Here is a 20,155-nt window from a genome sequence, read left to right on the forward strand (position 1 = left end):
AGCCTCTCGCTCGACGATGTGCGGTGTTGTCGTCCCGTCCCGGTTCGTCTACTGGTCTACCACCATCTCCAGCCGCAGGTCGTCGATGTACGCGGTGACCTGTGATGCGTTGTAGCTGTGGATCCAGATCTGCACCGCGACGGTCTCGTCGGTGGTCTCGAACTCATACCGGAAGGGCGCCCATTGGCCCTGAGGTCCTTCGAGGGTCCCAAGCGGGGCCATGTTGCCCTTATCGTCGCTGAGGTTGGCGACCTTGCCCTCCGCGTTCAGGTAGCGCATGTACATGCCCACGCCGTTTCCGGTCTTGTGGAAAACCTGGCCGCTGAGCACCAGTCGCTTCCTCCCCTCAACGGGCACGCGCAGGGAAGTCACATTGGAGCCCGTGCCCTTCTGGTCATCGTTGATCAGAAGCGAACGCTTGCCGGTTGCGGCCTGGTCCTCGGATATGGAACTGATCGGCCCGTCGTTCAACTGCCAGCCCCAGGATGCAAGCTCGAAGCTGCCGTTGGTCAGCAGGCCGCCGGTCTCATCGTCATTCCCGTCGGCGGGGGTAATGGTGACCGTCACCCGGGCAGAACCCACGGGCTTTGTGAAACGGATCGCGATGCGGGTGGGCTGAACCCGGCTTTCCTCGTGGATCTCAGCGGCCTCGATGGCGAACTCACCGCCTTCCACCTCTATGCGGGCCCGGACCGCCCGGTCATACTCGGAGATGAAGAGAGACCCGTCCTCCAGTTGCAGCCAGGCTCCATCGGTGATAAGCGCCGTCTCGAACTCCCGGGGCTCGCTGAAGAGCACGGAATCCTCCACGGTCAGGCTGCCCTTGCCCTCGCGGGAGTAGACGAACTTGCGGGTGAGCGCCTCAAGCTCAGGAACGGCGTAAGCGGCCTTGAGGTCCAGTTCGAGAGTGTCGGCGCTGTCGCTGAAGTCCGCATTGATGACCTTCGCTTCCGCTTTGCGCCCGGTCTGTTGCAGCTGTCCTGCGACTTTCGGCACCGGGTGCCCGAAAGAATTGAGCAGGTTGCTCTCGTAGCGCCGATTGCTGAACGTGCGGGCGGTATATGTTTCTGCGCCGGGATCGAGAAGTACCGGGCGGTCCTGGACCACGACCACGTACGAGCCGACATCATTGTGGTTGTGGTGCTCGGCGTTGTGGCCACCTTTGAGCGCCACGCCCAGGAGCGCCCCGGAATCAGGTGCCGGACGGGAAATGAGAATGCCGGCATCCTCGAACCACGAACGCAGACCAAGCTGAGCGCCCTTGGTTACCGGTTGTATGCCGGAGACCGAGTTGGGAAAGCCGTAGATCAGGGCCGACTTCAGCGAAGAGGAAGCACCGCCGTCCCCGAGGTTGTCATACTGGGACAGCCCGAGCCCGTACTTGCGGTTCACGAACCACATGATACGCGAATCCGGCCGGGCGGCGACGGAGCAGTCTGCGAACGCCGGATACACGTCGCCGATGATCTGGATGCGAGCTCCGAACTGGGCGGGGGCTTTGACTTCGGGCAGAGACATGAGGTCCAGTTGGCCGCTGGTTGCCTGATAGAGGGTCTCGGCCAGGTCCACGTAGTTGCCAAAGCCGTAGTTCCAGTATCCCAGGCCCTCGCTGCAGTAGCCGTCGGCAGTGAAGCCCTTGAGGAAGTTGCGGGAATACAGCTCCGCGGCGGCCACATATTCGGCGCGCAGGCTCTTTTCCGGGATGAGCGCAAGAGCCGCGCCGGTCACCCCCGCGAGGCAGACGGCGTTCCAGTTGTTAGTGGTGTTCATCCACCAATTGACGCCGCGCCTGCCGGTGTACATGTCCCGATAGGGGTCAAGGACGAACTTGTGGACGCTGTCGCGGAGGGTCTTGCGGGCTTCGGGGCTGAGCCTGTCGCCCAGGAGCCAGTGGGTGCTGGCGAACTCCCAGGCCAGGGCCGAGGAGGCCAGGTCGATGTCGATCTGCTTGCCCTCGAAGTTGCGCAGGCCGGAGTCGTGTGCGGGCATCACCCAGGTGCGTTCGGCGCAAAGTGCGGCGATGAGTTCCTCGATTGCCGGGATGAAGCGTCCTTTGTTCTCCAGGCATTCGGCAATAACAAGGGTCCCGAGCCTGCCCCTGCGCCGGCCGGAGACATTCTGCCAACGGGTACGGTTGCCCGTGCGGGAGAAGTCGAGATACAGGTCATCGGGCTGCTCGGGGATGGGCTCGGACAGGAGTTTCTCGGCGCTTGCGATGATGTTCCGCCAGGGTTCCAAAGCGGCGCGCTCATCCCACGATGCGCGGTCGTCGATGGGTGCTCCGAGACCCTTCGGAGCATCAGTGAGCATGGCGGCGATTTCGGCCACCCGGGCTTCGTCCAGAGGCTCGGCGGCGGCGTCGCCCGGGAAGAGCCCGAGCAGGAAGATGGTGCACAGTCCGGCGATGAGACAGATGACAAGCGTCATATTGGGGCCTCGCTTCACGTGATGAACTGCTTTCGTCACTTCGACTTCACTCCGACTTTCGGGCAGATATCGGCGATGGGGCACTCCCCGCAGAGGGGCTTCTTCGCGTCGCAGATGCGGCGACCATGGAAGATGAGAGCATGACCGCAGTCGATCCACTTGTCCCGGGGGATCAGCTCCATCAGGTCCTGCTCGATCTTGTCGGTGTTGGTGGTCTTTGTTTTCTGCGCGGGTGTGAGACCCATGCGCACCGCCAGGCGCGCCACGTGGGTGTCCACCACGAAGCCTTCCGCAATACCGAAACCGTTGCCGAGGACAACATTCGCGGTCTTCCGGGCGACGCCGGGGAGAGTGAGGAGTTCTTCCATGCTGCCGGGGACTTCGCCGCCGAAGCGCTCCAGCACTTCCCGCGCTGCGCTCGTGATGCTCTTCGCCTTATTGCGGAAGAACCCCAGCGCATGGATGTCCTGCTCGAACTCAGCAAGGTCCGCGTTAGCGTAGTCCTCCACGGTGCGGTACTTCTGGAACAGGTCGGCGGTGACTTCATTGACCTTCACGTCGGTCGCCTGGGCGGAGAGGATTGTGGCGACGAGAAGCTCCCAGGTGTTGCCGAACTTGAGGGCAATGGTGGCATCGGGATGAGCCTTGGCAAGGCGGGCGCAGATCTCAGCGGCGCGTTCCTTGCGAGCGGCTTTGGACTCGCGGGGCATGATGAACTCCTCCCACGTTGAAGGCTGGTCGTTGGATGGTGCTATGGTGCGGGCAGTTGCCATATCCGTTCGCAGGGCGGGGCATGGGTCTACGCCCTACAACGGCGAAGGGCGACGACCGCGACCAACACCGCAAACTCCCCGTCTACAATGCCCCTGCCGGGACGACTTCCAGCGTGTGCTCCAGGGTGACGCTTTCGCCTGCGTTCAGACTCCTCTGCTTGCCGAACAATTCCAGATTCACCCGGGATTTTGAACCGCTGTAGTTCAGCAACAGGCGCTCGACCTGATCGGTATCGAATCGGTTCACCAGGGCGATGTCCGCCCCCTTGTCCACCACTGCCCAGGCTCCGCGCACATCGTCGGTGGTCAGCCAACGCTCTCGCTCGGCCAGGGGGTCGGCGGGATCGGCGCAATCGACTGCCGTCCACCCACCATCCGCCCCGAAGAGCCGGACTTCGCAGTTCGCGGTGGAGGTGACCGCATATTCCGGGTGCACGCGCAAAGCGGCGGATCGCGCCGCGCCTTCCGGGTTGGTCGCGGTGGTGCGGATGCGCACAAGGGGCTTGTCCGCGTCGAGTTCGATGGTTCGGCTGACGCGCAGCCCGTTCTTCAGGTTCGCCTCGAGGGTCAGACTGCGGTCGGACTTTGCGGTCACCCGATATGGCTCGAACCACCCCGGAGAGCGGTAACCACTCTCGGTGTATTCCTCGTAACCGCCCTCATCAGGCACCCAGGCGTCGGGCCTGCCCGCCTTGCGGAGAAGCTCGTGGCCCTTGTACGTTGCCGACCAGATGCGCCCTCCGAGGGAGGGGATGATGTACAGCCTCAGGTCACCGCTGTGGAGGGTCTCCAGGTCAAGCTTGCGACCCTGTTTGGGCCGGGCTTCGAGCCACGCGTCCAGACTGGCCTGGGGGCCGCCTTCGCGAACGCGCGTGATGCCCTCGGCTCGCGCGATCTTCTCGAACCGGGCGACGAGGTCCCCGGCGTCGGTCCCGGCCTGCTGAACGAGCGCGCCGTCTTTCTCGGCGAAGCTGGCCTCGGTGCCCAGGGCGATCTGGGTGTACATGATGGGCAGCCGGGCCACCTGGACCCGGTGCAGGAGCTTCGCGTCATCCTGAACTGCGGCCTCGGCCTGGTCGAAAAGGGCCACCGACTTCTCTATCACTTCGGGCGTCAGGTAACCCGCGGTTGGTGGCGAGTAGATGCGCACGTGCATGTTGGGGATGCTCTGGGCCGACTCGTGGATGATATTGATGTACTCACGCACGAAGGGCGCTGCCGCGCCGTAGTACGCCGCGCAGAACTCGTCGATGGCCTTGTCCGTGTCGTAGGACGGGTCCCACAGGAGCTTGGCCATCACGTAAGAGCGGAGCTCCTGAAGTTCGGACCCTTTGGTGTAGTAGCAGGCCTCCTCATAGATCCCCGTGACCCCGTTGTTGATGAAGAAGTTGATGTTCGGCCCGAGCACATAGAGATTCGGGAATGGCATGATGCTGTGGGCGTAGTTGATCACGTAGTCCCAGATGTGCAGGCGGTCGCAGATCTTGTTCCAACCGCGGATGTCGTCCACGAAGGTCTTGTTGAAGGGGTCGGTCTCCAACGGGTGAATGAAGCAGCACTCAATGCTGCAGAGACGAATGGCTACGTTGGGCCGGGGCTTCACATGCAGCGGCGGCTTGCGGGTGTATTGATAGGCGAGGGTATCGATGATGATATGCGGGTAGTCCTTCTCGATGTCCTCGGCGATGGCGTTGACGAAATGCAGCAGGGGCCCGGCCTGGCTGCCCTCTTCTTCGGCCAGAGCGCTGCATTTCTCGCACTGGCAGTAGTTGTGCCAGTCATTCTGGGAGACTGAAATGATACTGGCATTCGGGGACTCCTTGATCCACTGGCGCACGGTCTGTATGGCGATGCGCAGGACGTCGGGATTGGTCAGACACAGCTGTGAGTGGTCCGGGCCGACACGAGCCCCGTTGATCTCCGAGTAGTACTCGGGATGCTCTGCGAAGTAGCGTTCGGGCGGCACCAGAGCGTTGAAAGTATGCACGAAGCCGCGGTAGCTGATGTTCCCTCCCCGGGCCTCGTCAAGCTGATGCTGGGTTCCGTTGTACTTGTTGCGCACGGAGAAGTCCCCGGGGCGCGAGCTTGGGTAGTCGGTGGATCGGTATTCCAGCGGCGGGATGTAGCGCTTGTCAATGCTGCCGATCTTGATCTCGCCCTCGCGGGGCCACGTGCTGCAGTCCGGAGCAAACCAGCGGCAACCGAGATAGTCCTCCAGGAAGGTATAGGTGGCATACAGGACGCCGCGCCTGTTTCCCGCGAGCACCAGGGCAGGGCCGGCGGTCTTGATGTGGATGCCCTCGATGCCCAGGCTCTCGAAATCCATTCCCCCGATGCGTTCTTTGATGCCCGCACACTTGCCCACAAAGATGGGTGTGGCGTCTCCCCGTTCGCTGTCGTGCACTAGCGGCAGGGCCTGGCCCGTGATCAGTTCCAGGTGATGGCGCAGGTCTCGCGCGGCATGCTGCTCCTGGGGCGTTGGCTCGTCGGGGATGACGATGGCGTGGGTCTCGGGAGTGATGACCTTCCCGGAAATGGAGACCTCGCACGTCCCGAGGCCTGCCTTCCGTTCCGCAATTGCCCGCTGCATGTCGTCAACCAATGCGGCCACCTCCTGCATTTTCTGTCGGGCGGCAGAGTTGTCCGGTAACTTGCCCAGAATGCGGTCGACGGCCTCTCGGGTGGCTTCCAGGGCCGCTTCCTGCTCGGCCACCAGGGCGATGGGATCGGCCGCAAGACTACTTTGAAGGGCGGTGCGGTATGCGGCCACTGACGCCTCCGATCCGGGATTGGACACGATCGCTTCCTCGAAGAGGCCCAGCTTCTCGGAGGCCGTCATGTCCGCGGTGATCTCGTTCAGGCGGCGAATACCCCAGTTGTAGGTGGGGCCCCCGTGGGCGATCATTGCGAGCACATAGGGCTTGCGCTCTGCGGGGTCTTTGATCTCGGCGGCGATGACCCGGGCGATGTCCGCGTGGACGATGCCTGATGTCTTTCGCATGACTTCGGTGGCGGCGGCGAGGTCGCCCTGACTGACGTACCAGCGGGCCAGGATGCGCTGCTCATCGGCGGAAGGGCCGGCTTTCGCCTTGATTTCGGCGATGACGTCCTCGGGTTCGGTGATCTTCTGGACCACGATGTCATCCGCCCATGCCTCGCAGTTCGCGGCATCAATGTACGCCAGTGGATGGACTTGCATATACGGGTGGGGCGAGATGAAAGTGAGTTCCACATGGGTCCAGTCGTCCGAGGACTTCATGGCATTCTGGGCGCTGAAGGCCCAGACGTAGCTGTCCCACTCGTAGACGTATGGGGCGAAGAAGTTGCCCTTGCCGACGGTGCCCTTGACCCACTCGCTCACGCGGTAGCGGGCAAAGGGCTCGACCGGGATTTGCCCGCCGAAAGCCCCCCAGTGGTTCATGGCGTCAACCTTCAGGTACGCGGCGCGCTCACCGGTGCGTGCGACCCCCGGGGTGCCGGTAGCTTCGAAACTGGGGTCGGGGTAGATGTTGAGGGCGGCGAAGGATGAGATGGCCCACAATGCCAGGAGGGTGCAGATGAGCAGGCGCATGATCAGGCCTCCGATCAAACAGCATGGGATGCAATTGGCTGGGAATCTGTTCGCCGGGGCAAAGGGATTGCCCTTTGCGAATACGAGGATTGGGGGATTGGCATACCTTCGGCGGAATTGTTGGATCGGGGTTGCCCGTAGGCATTGTTGAGGTCGGCCGCAAGAGCGGAAGACGTCGCGGGTCACGGCGCTCCAGCAAGCCTGCCGGGTGTTGCCGGTGGTTGGTCGCTGAGCGAATTGTGTGGCGTTGTCGGAAGGCGCGTGCGTCTCACGTCTTCGGCATGCCAGGACCGTGCGGAATGCCGGTGAGGCCCTCGCGGATGGAATCTACGCTGGGTGGGCAGCCTTTCACGTGAGGTGCGCCGTCCCAGCCTGACTTCGTGCAGCGTCCCACGAGAAGCGTCTGCTCCTCCGTCTCCACCGAGGGGCCGATCACCACGGTCTGGCAGGTTACCGACTGCCCGCAGCCTCGAGCAATGTCCAGAGCGCGGAAGAGATTCATGGCGCAGCCGCTGCAGGCGTTCTCGCTGATGATGCGCAGGTTCGGGAACTCATCGGCGAGTGCTTCGTAGGGCAGCTGGAAGCGCCGGCGGTGCTTGTCGGGGTCTTCGCCCACGCGCTCGATGCGCTCCAGGTCCATGACGCCCACGCCGCGGTCTGCGCAGAAACGGATGAGGCGAGCCTGCTTCGGGTCGATGCCCATGAGGTCGCAGGCCACGGAATCCAGAGCGACCACGTCTTTCGATGCCAGAAGCAGGCCCATGTCCACCGGCGTGCCCGAGCCGGGCCCCATGCCCTCGTAGGCCACGGTGGCGTCCATGAGATGCACGGTGATGGTGGGCGCGAGCATACGGCACATCTCGGCGATAGCGTGGTTCAGTTCGATCTCGTGGAAGACTTTCTTGTCGATAGGGCGCATGCAGCCTTTGAGGTTCTTGATACCGAGAGTCACCAGGGTATTGAAGTGGGTCTTCATCACAGGCATGTTGATGACAATGTCCGCCTGGTACAGGTACTCGGAAAAGGCGATGGTCTCTGGCAGGTCCGGGTGTTTCGGCCTGAACAGCCGGTACTCGCCCGCGTGGAAGTCCAAAGGTGTCGCGCCGGAGCGCTCGCAGGCGCCGAAAAGGCCGCTCTCCCGGAAGTACTCGGTGAGGGTGTCGCCGACCATGCTCCAGACTGGGCCGTCGCCAATCCAGACCTCGCCGGCGCCCTTGCTGAAGGCCCATTTCGCGCCGGCTTCCAGGACATCGGGCGAAGTGTACCCATGCCCGCCATGGCGGTTAGGTTTGAGCAGCACGGTTTGACCGGGCTGGATGAGGTCACCCAGACCGATGAGTTCCAGCGCTCTGCCGAATGCCTGCTGGGGGTCTTCACGCGCATTGACAATGGAGACTTTGGGCACGATGCACTCTTTCCCGCGCGTCACCGGCTGCGGTGGGCGGCGATCAGGTCGTTGAGGGTGTACTCATTGTGCAGTCCCAGAAGGCGCTGGGCGGCCCTGGTGGAGTACCAGAAGGGAATGGGCGGCGGCGCGATGCCGTAGTCGGCGAAAAGGTCCGCCGCACCCGGGAAGTATCGGTCAATCACTGGGCACGGATCAGTCGCGAGGGCGGCGGCATCCGCGGGCTGCCAGGGCACAATGTTCCCGGCGATGACCCGCTCGAAGGTGATGCCGGGGGTGGTCACGGCGGAGACCATCAGGTCGCCCAGGTCGTTGGGGTTGTAGAGCTTTCCACCGGGAGAAATCATGGAAAGTCCGATGGTGCCGAGATCTGCCTGCGCGAGGTCCACAGACCCATCGGGAGCGAATTCGGGGCAGCGCGCGTAGCCGCACATGCGCAGGACGACGGTGCTCAGGCCGTGAACGCGGGCGAAATACTCGGCGGACAGTTCGCCCTGGAGCTTGGTGAGCCCATACATTTCCAGGGGAGTGCAGGGAGCGTTCTCATCTACCGGCAGGTAGCCCTCCTCCTGCCCGTGACCGGTGGCCCAGACGGTGCTGATATAGACCATGCGCGAGACCCCGGCGTTTGCCGCGGCTTCCCACAGGAGGGTGACGGCCTTCACGTTCACGTCCACGAAATCGCCGGTTGCGAAGGCTTTCGGCAGGAGCACAGCGAGGTGGATGACCGCGTCGATGCCTTCCACGAGACCCCGCACCTGCTCGGGTTCGCGCAGGTCGGCCTGAATGAACTCGCACGGGTAATGGGCGGGGACGATGTCGGTTGCGCGGACATTGAAACGCTGAGCAAGCCAGGGGGTGAGGTCGCGGCCAAACTCCCCTGCGGCGCCGGTGATGAGGATGCGCATGGGTTGGGTTTTCTCCGGTCAATGGTTGCGGAATTGTACATTCGCCGACCGGGACGGTCGGCCTACGCGCCGGAAACAGATTTGCTCGACTGCGTCTGTTTTGTCTTCCACGCGACGGAGGGGATTCCTTCGCCCGCGGGGAAACGTACCCGCCGGCCCGGGCGTTTGTCATAGGGGACGGCATGCGGCGATGACCTCATGGCTCTGCCCCGCAGCCTGATGCAACCGGGGGCATTGAATTGGGGGTTTGCCGATGCGTGATTGCCTCGTCACTTGTCTGATACTCATCTGTGCAGGGTGCGCCATGACTGATGAAGGAATCATCGAGAGCATCATTGCGCCCGGCACCGCGCAGAATAAGCGAAACACAGAGGGCGACATCATCGTGCTCAAGGACGGGACCCTGCTGTGTGCGTGGTCCGACTTCTATGGCGGCGCCGGGGATGACGCGGGGGCGAGGATCTCGGCGGTCAAGTCCATCGACGGCGGGAAGACCTGGAGCGAGCGGTTCACGCTGCAGGAGAACGTAGGCAAGCAGAATGTAATGTCCGTGAGCTTCCTGCGCAGCAAGTCGGGAGACATCCTGTTCTTCTTCCTGCAGAAGAACTCCGCCAGCGATCTGGACATATATGTGCGGCGGTCCAGTGATGAAGGGGAGACGTGGAGTGACGCGGTTCTGGTGAACGCCGCCCCGGGCTACTATGTGATGAACAATGCCCGGGTGATCCAGCTGAGCACGGGGCGAATCCTGTGCCCGACGTCCTTCACGGAAGAGGTCTGGACCAGCCAGCCCTTCCGCACCGTCGTGTACTTCTCGGACGATGACGGGCATACCTGGCAGCGGGGTCAGGGGATCGTGGAGTGTCCGAAGCGCGGCGCCATGGAACCCGGGCTCGTCGAACTCAATGACGGCAGGGTCTTGCAGATCATTCGGACCCAGATGGGGATGATCTGGTATTGTACATCGGGCGATGGCGGGAATACCTGGACGGCTGCGGAACCCTGGACCGTCGCTGCGCCCGAAGCCCCGAGCACTCTCGTGCGCATGCCCGACAATGGGGATTTCCTTCTCATCTACAACCCCGAGGTGGACCTCAAAGCGGGGCACTCGGGGCCACGGACGCCACTGGTGGCGGCGATCTCCAGCGATGAGGGCAGGACGTGGTCTGAGCCGAAGGAGATCGAGAGTAACCGGTCGGCGACGTACGCCTACACCAGCGTCACCTTCCATGAGGGCCGGGCGCTGTTGACGTACTACGTGGCCGCGGGGCCAACCTTGTCGCTGAAGTTCAAGAGCATCCCGCTGGAGTGGTTCCGAAACTGACGACGGCCGGGAAACGCGTAATGCGAGACCGGGCGAGTTGACCCACCAAAACAGCAGCACAACAGACGGGAGACGAGAGCGTTGCCGAGCTTCACCGAGCAGTTCAAGCAGTACGCCCGCAGTCGTGGCGCGGACCTCGTGGGCATCGCGCCCATGGATCGGTTCGAGGGCGTCGCGCCGCAGAATGACCCGCGCAACATCTTCCCGGACGCCAACGCGGTCGTGGTCATCGGCCGGCGCATCACCCGGGGCACTCTGCGGGGCTGGGAGGAGGGCACGAACCGGGACATCTACGAGATGTTCGGCTACAGTTGGCTGGACAAGCAGTTCGCGGCCCTCACGACTTTCGAGTGCACCGAGTGGCTGGAGGACAAAGGCTGGGAGGCAACACCGATCATGTGCTACCCGCCGGAGATGCCGCCCCAGGGCATTCCGGTGCGCAAGGGCCAGCCGGGCCCCAATGTGAACATCGACATGGACTACGCCGCGGTGGCCGCCGGGCTGGGTGAGATCGGTTTCCACGGGGTCTTCTTGAGCCCTCGGTTCGGCCCGAGGCAGCGCTTCCAGGCGATCATCACGGATGCGCCGCTGGACCCGGACCCACTGTGCGAGCGCCAGGTCTGCGGCATGTGCACGCTCTGCGTTCATGCCTGCCCATTGGGCGCGATTGATGGGGACAATACCCGAGAGATCAACGTCGCCGGAAAGAAGATGACGGTGGCGGCGGTAGACTACGAGAAGTGCAAGCGCTGCCAGAATGGGGCGCGGGCCAACATCTACCACCCCAGCGGCAAGCCTGACCGCATCGCGGCCCTGTGTGTACGCACCTGCGTGGATATGCTGGAGCGCGGGGAGAAGATCGACGACACCTTCCGCCTGCCCTTCCGTCAGCGCGAGGCGTGGGCGAAGGACGAGGTTGGCGGCAATGTGAGCCCCGAATCGCTGCCCTTCGGCGGCGGCTGTGCGGACCCCGAGGGTTTCCGCAAGCGGGACGGGGAGGCGTGAGGCGACTATGGCTGAACTGACCGCTGCAATGGTGAAGGAGTACGCGCTCAGCACCGGGCTGGATCTGGTGGGCATCGCGAACATCGAGCGCTTCGAGGGTGCGCCGGAGCGCATGCACCCGGCGGAGATCTTCCCCGAATGCCGGTCGGTGATTATCACCGGGCGGCGCATTCCGCGCGGGACCTACCGCGGCATTGAAGAGGGCACGCACTGGTCGAACTATACGTTCTACGCGTACAACCGGCTGAACACCTGGTTTCGACCCAAAGGGACTTACGAGACGGCCTGCTACATTGAGGACTTCGGGTGGGAAGCCGTCCCGTGCTATCCTGGTGTCCCCGAAGCCCAGCCCCAGCGGGAGCCTTTGAGACCGGGAGCCGTTGCGCCCGACGTGCAGATGGCAATCCGTATCGCCGGCTGCGCAGCGGGAGTGGGGGAGATGGGCTGGTCGAAGGTGTTTCTCACCAGGAAGTTCGGGCCCCGCCAGCGCCTGGGGATGATCCTCACCGACGCCGAGCTCGAGCCCGACCCGCTGATTCCCGAGGACCAGCGGGTCTGCGACCGGTGCATGTCCTGCGTGCCCGACTGTCCGGGGCACTGCATCCCGCATATTCGCGACAATGACACCGTCAGCATCGAAATCGAGGGCGTGAAGTTCGAGTGGGCCAACGTGGACATGGGCAAGTGTACTCTCACCCACCACGGGCTGAACAAGGAGGCTTCTCCCTTCCTGAGCAAAGACGCGCCCGGATTGCGGCTCAACGTGGCGGAGCAGGAGATGACGGAGGAAGAGGCCTACAAGTTCACGTACACGATTGCGGGCGCGAACTGGCGGCCCACCGAGGAGTTCCCCACAGGACGGGTTGTGGACTACTATAAGACAATGCTGGAGACCACCGGGTATTTTGCGGTGTGCGGCGCGCGAGGCTGCATTCGCGCGTGCATGATGCACCTGGAGAAAACCGGGCGCATTGAGCAGCAGTTCGAGAATGAGTTCCGCCGCCGCCCGAAGTGGGAGATCAGCTGGCAGGGTGAGGCGAAGGGTCTCGAAGAAGAGTAGCCCAGGGTCGAGTTCGGCAGGCGATGGAAAAACACGGCCCACCGCGGCCACAGGAGCGAGCCAAATGTCAAAGCTGAAGGTTTGGTATATCCAGACTGAGGCCCACACCGAGCGGGTCTTCCAGCCCGAGCATTACCAGGCAATGCTGGACGAGTTCGACGTCACGGTGAACACCACCGGCAGGAATCTTACCACCGACGAAATCGCGGCGGGCATCGCCGGGTATGATGCGATTGTCACCGGCTGGGGTGCGCCGCCCTTGACCGACCCAGTGTTCGAAAATGCCGACCGGCTCAAGCTCATAGCCCATTCCGCCGGATCCATCAAAGCACTGGTGTCGCGGGAAGTCATTGATAAGTACCTGGTCCCCCGGGGCATCGTGCTCTTCAGTGCAAACGTAGCCATCGCCTACAATGTGGCTGAGTCCACCGTGGGCATGCTGCTCATGACCTGCCACCGCTGGCCCGATTTCAACGCATACTTCAAGCGGACCGGTATGTGGAAGGATCCTTCAGTGCGCTGGAATGCCCGGTTCCTGAAAGGCAGCACCGTGGGCATCGTGGCCGCGAGCAAAGTGGGTCGCGAGGTGATCAAGCTCCTTAGCGTCTGGCCGCTGAAAATGATCGTCCACGACCCATACCTCTCCGACGAAGAAGCAGCGGAAATGGGTGTGGAGAAGGTCGGGCTGAATGAGCTGTTCGAGCGTTCCGACCATGTGACCATCCACCTGCCCAGCATCGAGTCCACGAACAACATGATCGGCAAGGAGCAGTTCGACCTGATGAAGCCGGGAGCCACGCTTGTGAACACGTCGCGCGGGTCGTGCATCGATCACGACGCGCTCATTGAGAAGTGCAAGGCGGGCCTGGCCGACCCGGACAATCAGGGCATATTCGTGTGCCTGGACGTGACCACACCCGAGCCGCTGCCCAGGTACAGCGAGTTCCGGCTGCTGGACAACGTATATATCGCTCCCCACGTTTCAGGGGCGGGGTTCTACGGGTACTTCAAGATAGGTGAGCAAACGCTGGATGCTCTGCGCGCGTATTCTGCCGGGGAACCTGTCGTGGGCGCAGTGGATTATGACAGGTACGAGATTCTTGCTTGAAAACGCGACGGGCGGGAGTGACGGTGGTGCCTCCCGCCCGCACCAGACTACCCGGGAGCATGCGAGTGGACGAAAGCTCGAGCATCCGAAGCCTGACAATCATCATTCCCGCCTACAACGAAGCCAGGCGCATCGGACCGTCGCTGGATAGGATCGTCCAGTACGCTTCAGGAAGCGAACTGTCGGTGGACCTGCTGGTTGTGGACGACGGCAGCACTGACGGGACGGCCGATGTGGTGCACGAGACTGTAGCCGGCCGCATGCCTGTGAAGGTTGTCACGAACAACCCCAACCGGGGCAAGGGGTTCTCGGTGCGGCGAGGATTGATGGAGGCCGGCGGCGACTGCGTCCTGTTCAGCGACGCCGATCTGTCCACACCCATCGAGGAGGCCGATCACTTGCTGGCGGCGATCCGGGAAGGTGCGGACGTAGCGATCGGGTCGCGGTCCATGAAAGGGTCGCACATTTCGGTACACCAGCCTTGGTGGCGGGAAAAGGCGGGGAAACTGTTCGGACTGATGGTGCGCCTGCTGGTGCTGCCGGGGATTCAGGACAGCCAGTGCGGTTTCAAATGCTTCCGGGCCGAAGCGGCGCGGCGCATTGCTCCCCTGCTCACTCTGGACGGGTGGGCTTTCGACGTGGAACTTCTTCTGGTGGCGCGCCGCCTGGGCTACAGGATCGCGCAGGTCCCGGTGGAGTGGCGGAATGATCCCAACACCAAGGTTCGCATGCTTACCGACGGCCCACGAATGCTGGTGGATATGCTGCGTGCGCGTTGGCGTGTAAGCCGACTGCCTCTTGAAACAACCTCCAGTCACCGCGTAGCGCAGCCAACGTCGAGAGAACCCTGACTGCAGCGCTTTCAACAGGCGTGGTATGGTCCTTGCAGGGAACGGCGAACGCGGCAGGGACGTTCCGCGCCGGTAACGAAGTAGTGCCTGGTGGAATGCCGCGCCCTGGCGTGACCATGGCGCTGCGTGGGCTGCCGTCGCATACAGCAGCGAGGAAGGACTTGCCATGTCAGAGCTTCGTCTGGACCCGATCCTCAACCGGTGGGTCATCGTCGCTCCCGCGCGAGGCATGCGGCCCCAGGGGTTCGACCCTGATCCCCAGGATGCCGAGCGTCCCAGCGCCTGCCCGATGTGCGAGGGCAACGAGCGCATGACCCCCAATGAGATATTCGCCGTGCGCGACCGTGGAGAGCCTGACAAGCCGGGCTGGTACGTGCGCGTGGTCCCCAACAAGTTCCCCGCGCTGCGGGTGGAGGGCAATCTGGAGCCCCGGCGAGACGGGCTCTTCGAGCGCATGGACGGGGTCGGCGCTCACGAGATTGTGATCGAAACCCCGGACCACACCCAGGACCTTGCCTTCATGCCCCAGGAGCAGATTATCCGGGTCATCACCGCCCAGTGCCAGCGTGTGGAGGATCTGCAGCGGGATGCACGCTTTCGCCAGGTGATCGTCTTCCGAAATCACCGCAAGGCGGCGGGGGCAACCCTCGGACACCCCCACTCGCAGGTCATGGCGGTGCCGATCATCCCAAGGTGCATCCAGGACCAGCTTGCATCGGCGGCCCGCCATGAAGAGCGGAACGGGACGTGCCTGTTCTGCGATGTACTCGCGCAGGAACTGTCGGCAGGAGAGCGGATAGTCCTCGAGAGCGACGGGTTCGTGGCCTTCGTGCCCTACGCTTCAATGCACCCATATACCACGGTGATCTACCCGCGGTCCCACGGGCACCAGTTCCCGGGCATGTCCGCCCAGGAGCGTGCAGACCTGGCGGACGTGCTGCGCCGCGTGCTCCTGGCGTACCGCGCAGCGCTGTTTGACGCCCCCTACAATCTGATCTACCACACCGCGCCTAACTCGCTCGTTTGTGGATTGGAGCCGGATTGCGAGAACCTGGAGACCCGATATCACTGGCATGTTGAGATCATCCCGCGGGTCGGCCAGGTAGCGGGGTTTGAGCGCGGAACCGGGCTTTACATCAACCCTGTGGCGCCCGAGAGTGCGGCGAAGGAACTCCAGCAGGCCGTTGGCTAGTACGGAGACTGAGAACGTCCTTCCGGGGCGGCTTTGGCATCGAGGCAGAGCAGATGGCAGCAACGCAGAGCACACAGCGCGAGCAGCAGGAGCGCCTGGCGCAGCTTCTAGAGACCCACGGCGAGGCCATCACAGCGCGCTGGGAGGAACATGGTGCAGTGGGGCTGCCGATCACGCCGGGGCTCGAAGAGGCGTCCGATCCCGGTGTGCGGCCTTTCTGCGCGGTGCTCAGGGCGTTGATCTACCGGCTGCGAGCAAGCCGTTCGGAGCGCGTGCAGTACTTGAACACTCTGCTTTCCCGGTGGCACGCGAACGGCATCGTGGGGGCGGCGGCGGACCCATATTTCGACTGGTTGCGTGACGCGCTGCACGAAGTGCTCACCGACCTGGGGCTGGCCGACAGCGAGGGGGACGCAGCCGGCATTCTGTTCCAGGAACTGGTCGCCCTCCGGGTTGAAATCAGCAATCTGGAAAGTGCCGTGCTCCATGCACAGCGCGCGGAACTCCAGATGCACCTCGACGCCCTTCTGGAGCGGGTTCCGGAACCGGTCTTCCTCGTGGAGCCCGGCGACGGGCTGATCCGGGCCGCAAACGAGACGGCAGCCGAGCTCACGGGCTATTCCGAGGCGCGCTTGAGGGGGCTGACGCTCAGCGATCTTTTCCCCGAACTGCGCGACGAGTCCCTGCGTGCGGTGATGGCGGAGGCCACAGACAATGGACATGCATCCCGTCGAGACCTGGAAATGCATGGGGGCGACGGTGCCAAACTGCGCGTGAACCTGGACCTGACCCTCATGCGGTCCGGCTCGCGCCCTCTGGCCATGGCATTGCTGGACAATCCGGAGAGCGCCGAGGCCGGTCGGGCGGCCCTGCGCAACCTGACCCGGGATCTGAGAGCCGAAGTCGATGTACGCCTGGCCCAGATCGACCGGCTCCGCGCGTTCTTCGAGAACGTCATCTCGGCTCTGCCCATCCGGATTCTGGTGCTTGATTCGGAACTCCGGATAATCCACGCGAACCGGGCCTACTATGCCGAGCGGGGCCTGAGCAAGGAGCAGGTTGTCGGCAAGCGCATCGACGAGGTCATGTCCGAGCATACGCTGCAGAAGGCCGGGCTGCAAGCAGCGCTCCTGTCGGTGCTGGAAACAGGACATCCCGTTCGCTGGTCGGGGCACCGGTCGGCCAGCACGCATCGGGACCGGGTCGTCAACATCCGCGTGGACCCGTGCCAGGGCCCCGACGGCGACCGCACCATCCTCCTGACACTGGAGGACATCACCGAGCGTCAGCGGCAGCTGTATGAACGGGCGATTCTCCAGCAGATATCCCACGCCTTGCTGGGGCAGCTCGAGTTACCCAGACTACTGCACGCGATCCTCACAGGTATGACTGCGGGGGGGGCGGTGGGCCTGGGGTTCAACCGGGCATTCCTGCTGCTGGTGGACGAGGAGGAAGGGGTGCTGCAGGGGCAGATGGGAGTCGGGCCGGAGAACCTGGAGCAGGCGATTCAGATCTGGAACGAGATCTCGGACGACCACCACACTCTCCAGGATTTTCTCGCGGAATACGATCGCGCACCATCGCCCGGTGAGGAGCCCCTGCGAGAACTGGTGAGCCAGCTTCGCTTCCCGCTGGATGAACTGGATAAATTGCCGATGGCCGCCATCGTCGCGCACCAGGCCGTACACGTGCTGGCCGCCGAGGTGGACGAACGGGTGCCCCAGAAAATGCGGGACCTCCTCGGGACCAGTGAGTTCGTCGTGGCGCCTCTGGTGGCGCGGGATAAAGTGATCGGCGCCGCCATCGCCGACAACAAGTTCACGGACCAGCCCATCAGTCAGGCGTCGGTGCAGCTATTGACGGCGCTTGCGGATCAGGCTGCACTGGCCATTGACAGCGCCCGAACGTACCAGAGGGCGCGCGAGGATGCCCAGCGGCTGGATGAGGCGCTTACTGAGCTCAAAGCAGCCCAGGCGCAGCGTCTGCAGAGCGCGAAGCTGGCGGCCATCGGAGAGGTCACGGCAATTGTCGCCCACGAGATCCGCAGCCCGTTGTCCACCATCGGAGGCTTCGCGAGGAGCATCGCCCGGCAACCGGACCGCGTGGACCGCAATGCACGCAATGCCCAGATCATCGTGGAAGAGGTGGAGCGACTCGAGCGGATCCTCGGGGACCTGCTTGACTTCAGCAAGCCCTCGGAACCCGAGTTGAGCATGATCCAGCTTGGGCCGATCCTGGAGAGCGTTGCCGAAAGCCTCCGGTACGACTCGCGGGCCGAGGACGTGGAGGTTCGGCTGGACCTGCCAGAGAATGCCCCCGACGTGCTGGCGGACCCCAAGCAGGTGCGACAGATTCTCCAGAATCTGGTGAATAACGCACTGGAGGCAATGCGGCAGTCCGGAACCCTCACCCTCGGGTTGGTGGAGCGCAACGGCGCGGTGGAGATGTATGTCCAGGACACCGGAGAGGGCATACCCGCCGAGCGTCTGGAGCAGATCTTCGACACCTTCTACACGAGCAAACCCACGGGGACGGGCCTGGGTCTGGCGCTATGCAAGAAGCTTGTGGCTCAGCACGGGGGAGAGTTGTTGGTGGAGAGCGAAGAGGGACGTGGGGCGCGGTTTACGGTCTCATTCCCGCCCCCGACCGAGATGGAACGCATCCTGGGGCCCGAAGACGAGATATGAGGCCCCTATCAGGGGCAAGTGTGGTATCCTGACGGCCACAGCACGGTCGGAACAGTGGCGGGGAGAACGCGCAAGAGGCGCTTGCTGACTTGTCTCCATTGCGGTGTAACCGGCGTCAACTGTGCCGCCTTTCGGACGCACCGGAAGAGGCCGGCCGAAGGAGTGTGACAGTGTGCCTAGAGTGCTCATTGTGGACGACGAGGCCCACCTGCGCGACCTCTACGAGCAGGAGTTCGACTACTACGGCTATGACGTGGTTACCGCCCAGAGCGGGCAGGAAGCCATTGCGGCGCTGGAACAGCACGACGTGGATGTGGTGGTGCTCGATATCGCCATGCCGGGTATGGACGGCATTGAAGCCCTCGCCAAGATACTCGCAGTGAACAATGAGCTTCCGGTGATCCTCAATACGGGCTACGCCAGCTACAAAGATGACTTCATGACCTGGGCGGCTGAAGCGTACGTGACCAAGAGCAGCGATATCCGCGAGCTTGTGGATGCTGTCGCCGAGGCGCTCAAGAAACGGGGAATCGAGCCCCCTGAGCCGCCTGAGGACAAATGAGATCCATGGACTACGGTGTGACCGAGCGCGACATCCCCGCAGATCTGCTGGTGATGATCCTCGCCGGCGGCCAGGGGCAGCGACTGTACCCGCTTACGCGACGCAGGGCGAAACCGGCCGTGAGGTTCGGCGGGAACTACCGCATGATCGACTTCACGCTGAGTAACTGTGTGAACTCGGGAATGCGGCGCATTTTTGTGATGACCCAGTTTGCCGGATGGTCGCTGAACCGCCACATCCGCCGCGGCTGGGCCTCCATGCTCAGCGATGAACTCAATGAGTACGTGGAGGTCGCCCCGGCCCAGAGGATGCACGGCGACCGGTGGTACGCGGGAACGGCAGACGCGATCTACCAGAACATCTTCCTCCTTCAGCAAGAACGCCCCGAACTGGTGGTTATTCTCTCCGGCGACCATGCCTACAAGATGGACTACCGGCGTATGGTTCGCCAGCATCTGGATGCGGGCGCTGTGCTGACCATCGCCAGCCTCAGCCTGCCCCGGGAGGCCTGCACGCAACTGGGCGTGCTCGAAGTGGACGAGAACTGGCGCATCGTGGGTTTCGAGGAAAAACCGGATAACCCGAAACCGCTGCCGGACGATCCGGCTCATTCGCTGGTTTCCATGGGTGTCTATGTGTGGGAGACCGAAGCTCTGGTGCGGCGCGTGGCGGATGATGCCACCCGCAGGACCAGTCACGACTTCGGCAAGGACATCATCCCCGCCATGGTGCGAGAGGGCGCGGCTGTCTACGCGTACCATTTCGACACCGCTCCCGGCGGGGCGAAGGCTTACTGGCGGGACATCGGGACGCTGGACGCATACTGGCTGGCAAACATGGAATTGGTGGACGTGGTGCCCGAGCTGAACCTGTACGACCAGGGCTGGCCCATCTACACCGACCAGGTCCAGGCGCCGCCGGCGAAGATGGTGCATGCTGATCTGTGCGCGGTCACTGATTCGATGGTCTGCGCCGGGACAATTATCTCGGGCGCCACTGTACACCGCAGCGTGATTTCGCCCAACTGCTACGTCCACAAAGGCGCGCAGGTGGTTGAGTGCGTGGTCATGGACGGCGCCGATATTGGACGTGGAGCACGTCTGTTCCGCACAATCGTGGATGAAGATTGCCGGATCCCGGAGGGCTTTGTCATTGGATATGACCGGGAAGTTGACGAAAAGCGTTTCGTGGTGTCCGAGGGCGGAATCACCGTCGTTCCGCAAGGCGTGATTCTGGGCTGAGTCCGGCCGGCCGAGCCAGAGTGCCACCGTGTTCCGAGAGG

At 63.3% G+C, this 20,155-nt stretch carries 14 protein-coding genes; 9 read left to right on the top strand and 5 right to left on the bottom strand.

Annotated features, from left to right (window positions below; genetic code table 11):
• Positions 1–48: 48 nt before the first annotated feature.
• The 5 genes from HPY44_00555 to HPY44_00575 form a co-directional block, all read right to left on the bottom strand.
• Positions 49–2,427 (bottom strand): heparinase II/III family protein, encoded by a 2,379-nt coding sequence (locus HPY44_00555; GenBank protein NSW54474.1) that lies wholly within the window; start codon positions 2,425–2,427, stop codon positions 49–51.
• A 35-nt stretch (positions 2,428–2,462) separates the two neighbouring features.
• Entirely contained in the window at positions 2,463–3,137 is a 675-nt protein-coding gene (gene nth / locus HPY44_00560) for an endonuclease III (GenBank protein NSW54475.1), read from the bottom strand.
• 145 nt (positions 3,138–3,282) lie between these two features.
• A complete protein-coding gene (locus tag HPY44_00565; GenBank protein ID NSW54476.1) occupies positions 3,283–6,771 on the bottom strand; it encodes a DUF4838 domain-containing protein in 3,489 nt (1,162 codons plus the stop codon).
• A 268-nt stretch (positions 6,772–7,039) separates the two neighbouring features.
• Positions 7,040–8,176, bottom strand: coding sequence for a DUF362 domain-containing protein (locus tag HPY44_00570; protein ID NSW54477.1), 1,137 nt, complete (start codon positions 8,174–8,176; stop codon positions 7,040–7,042).
• Between the two features lie 20 nt (positions 8,177–8,196).
• Positions 8,197–9,084: an NAD(P)-dependent oxidoreductase gene (locus tag HPY44_00575; GenBank protein NSW54478.1), complete on the bottom strand. Its 888-nt coding sequence runs from the start codon at positions 9,082–9,084 to the stop codon at positions 8,197–8,199.
• A gap of 304 nt (positions 9,085–9,388) precedes the next feature.
• On the opposite strand from HPY44_00575, the gene HPY44_00580 reads away from it, so the two are divergent.
• The 9 genes from HPY44_00580 (at position 9,389) to glgC (ending at position 20,114) form a co-directional block, all read left to right on the top strand.
• Complete coding sequence (locus HPY44_00580; GenBank protein ID NSW54479.1) at positions 9,389–10,408, top strand: exo-alpha-sialidase; 1,020 nt, start codon at positions 9,389–9,391, stop codon at positions 10,406–10,408.
• 81 nt (positions 10,409–10,489) lie between these two features.
• On the top strand, positions 10,490–11,413 hold the full coding sequence (locus tag HPY44_00585) for a hypothetical protein (GenBank protein ID NSW54480.1): 924 nt from the start codon (positions 10,490–10,492) through the stop codon (positions 11,411–11,413).
• Positions 11,414–11,420: 7 nt separating this feature from the next.
• Entirely contained in the window at positions 11,421–12,473 is a 1,053-nt protein-coding gene (locus tag HPY44_00590) for a hypothetical protein (GenBank protein NSW54481.1), read from the top strand.
• 64 nt (positions 12,474–12,537) lie between these two features.
• Positions 12,538–13,581 (top strand): hydroxyacid dehydrogenase, encoded by a 1,044-nt coding sequence (locus HPY44_00595; protein ID NSW54482.1) that lies wholly within the window; start codon positions 12,538–12,540, stop codon positions 13,579–13,581.
• A complete protein-coding gene (locus tag HPY44_00600) occupies positions 13,578–14,432 on the top strand; it encodes a glycosyltransferase family 2 protein (GenBank protein NSW54483.1) in 855 nt (284 codons plus the stop codon). Before HPY44_00595 ends, HPY44_00600 begins: the two co-directional genes overlap by 4 nt.
• A 166-nt stretch (positions 14,433–14,598) precedes the next feature.
• A complete protein-coding gene (gene galT / locus HPY44_00605; GenBank protein ID NSW54484.1) occupies positions 14,599–15,624 on the top strand; it encodes a galactose-1-phosphate uridylyltransferase in 1,026 nt (341 codons plus the stop codon).
• 53 nt (positions 15,625–15,677) lie between these two features.
• Positions 15,678–18,311, top strand: coding sequence for a PAS domain-containing protein (locus tag HPY44_00610; GenBank protein ID NSW54485.1), 2,634 nt, complete (start codon positions 15,678–15,680; stop codon positions 18,309–18,311).
• 172 nt (positions 18,312–18,483) lie between these two features.
• Complete coding sequence (locus HPY44_00615; protein NSW54486.1) at positions 18,484–18,873, top strand: response regulator; 390 nt, start codon at positions 18,484–18,486, stop codon at positions 18,871–18,873.
• A 5-nt stretch (positions 18,874–18,878) separates the two neighbouring features.
• The gene (gene glgC, locus HPY44_00620) at positions 18,879–20,114 is read left to right on the top strand and encodes a glucose-1-phosphate adenylyltransferase (protein ID NSW54487.1); all 1,236 of its coding nucleotides are present in this window, start codon (positions 18,879–18,881) and stop codon (positions 20,112–20,114) included.
• Positions 20,115–20,155 lie beyond the last annotated feature (41 nt).

It is taken from the genome of Armatimonadota bacterium, from assembly GCA_013314775.1.
Classification (GTDB): Bacteria; Armatimonadota; Zipacnadia; order Zipacnadales; family JABUFB01; genus JABUFB01.

What these genes read in the sequence shown, in the direction of transcription:
- glgC (NSW54487.1), top strand. Translation starts at nt 18,879, where the DNA reads ATGGACTACGGTGTGACCGAGCGCGACATCCCCGCAGATCTGCTGGTG.
- HPY44_00565 (NSW54476.1), bottom strand. Translation starts at nt 6,771, where the DNA reads ATGCGCCTGCTCATCTGCACCCTCCTGGCATTGTGGGCCATCTCATCC.
- HPY44_00555 (NSW54474.1), bottom strand. Translation starts at nt 2,427, where the DNA reads ATGACGCTTGTCATCTGTCTCATCGCCGGACTGTGCACCATCTTCCTG.
- HPY44_00595 (NSW54482.1), top strand. Translation starts at nt 12,538, where the DNA reads ATGTCAAAGCTGAAGGTTTGGTATATCCAGACTGAGGCCCACACCGAG.
- HPY44_00610 (NSW54485.1), top strand. Translation starts at nt 15,678, where the DNA reads ATGGCAGCAACGCAGAGCACACAGCGCGAGCAGCAGGAGCGCCTGGCG.
- nth (NSW54475.1), bottom strand. Translation starts at nt 3,137, where the DNA reads ATGCCCCGCGAGTCCAAAGCCGCTCGCAAGGAACGCGCCGCTGAGATC.
- galT (NSW54484.1), top strand. Translation starts at nt 14,599, where the DNA reads ATGTCAGAGCTTCGTCTGGACCCGATCCTCAACCGGTGGGTCATCGTC.
- HPY44_00580 (NSW54479.1), top strand. Translation starts at nt 9,389, where the DNA reads ATGACTGATGAAGGAATCATCGAGAGCATCATTGCGCCCGGCACCGCG.
- HPY44_00590 (NSW54481.1), top strand. Translation starts at nt 11,421, where the DNA reads ATGGCTGAACTGACCGCTGCAATGGTGAAGGAGTACGCGCTCAGCACC.
- HPY44_00575 (NSW54478.1), bottom strand. Translation starts at nt 9,084, where the DNA reads ATGCGCATCCTCATCACCGGCGCCGCAGGGGAGTTTGGCCGCGACCTC.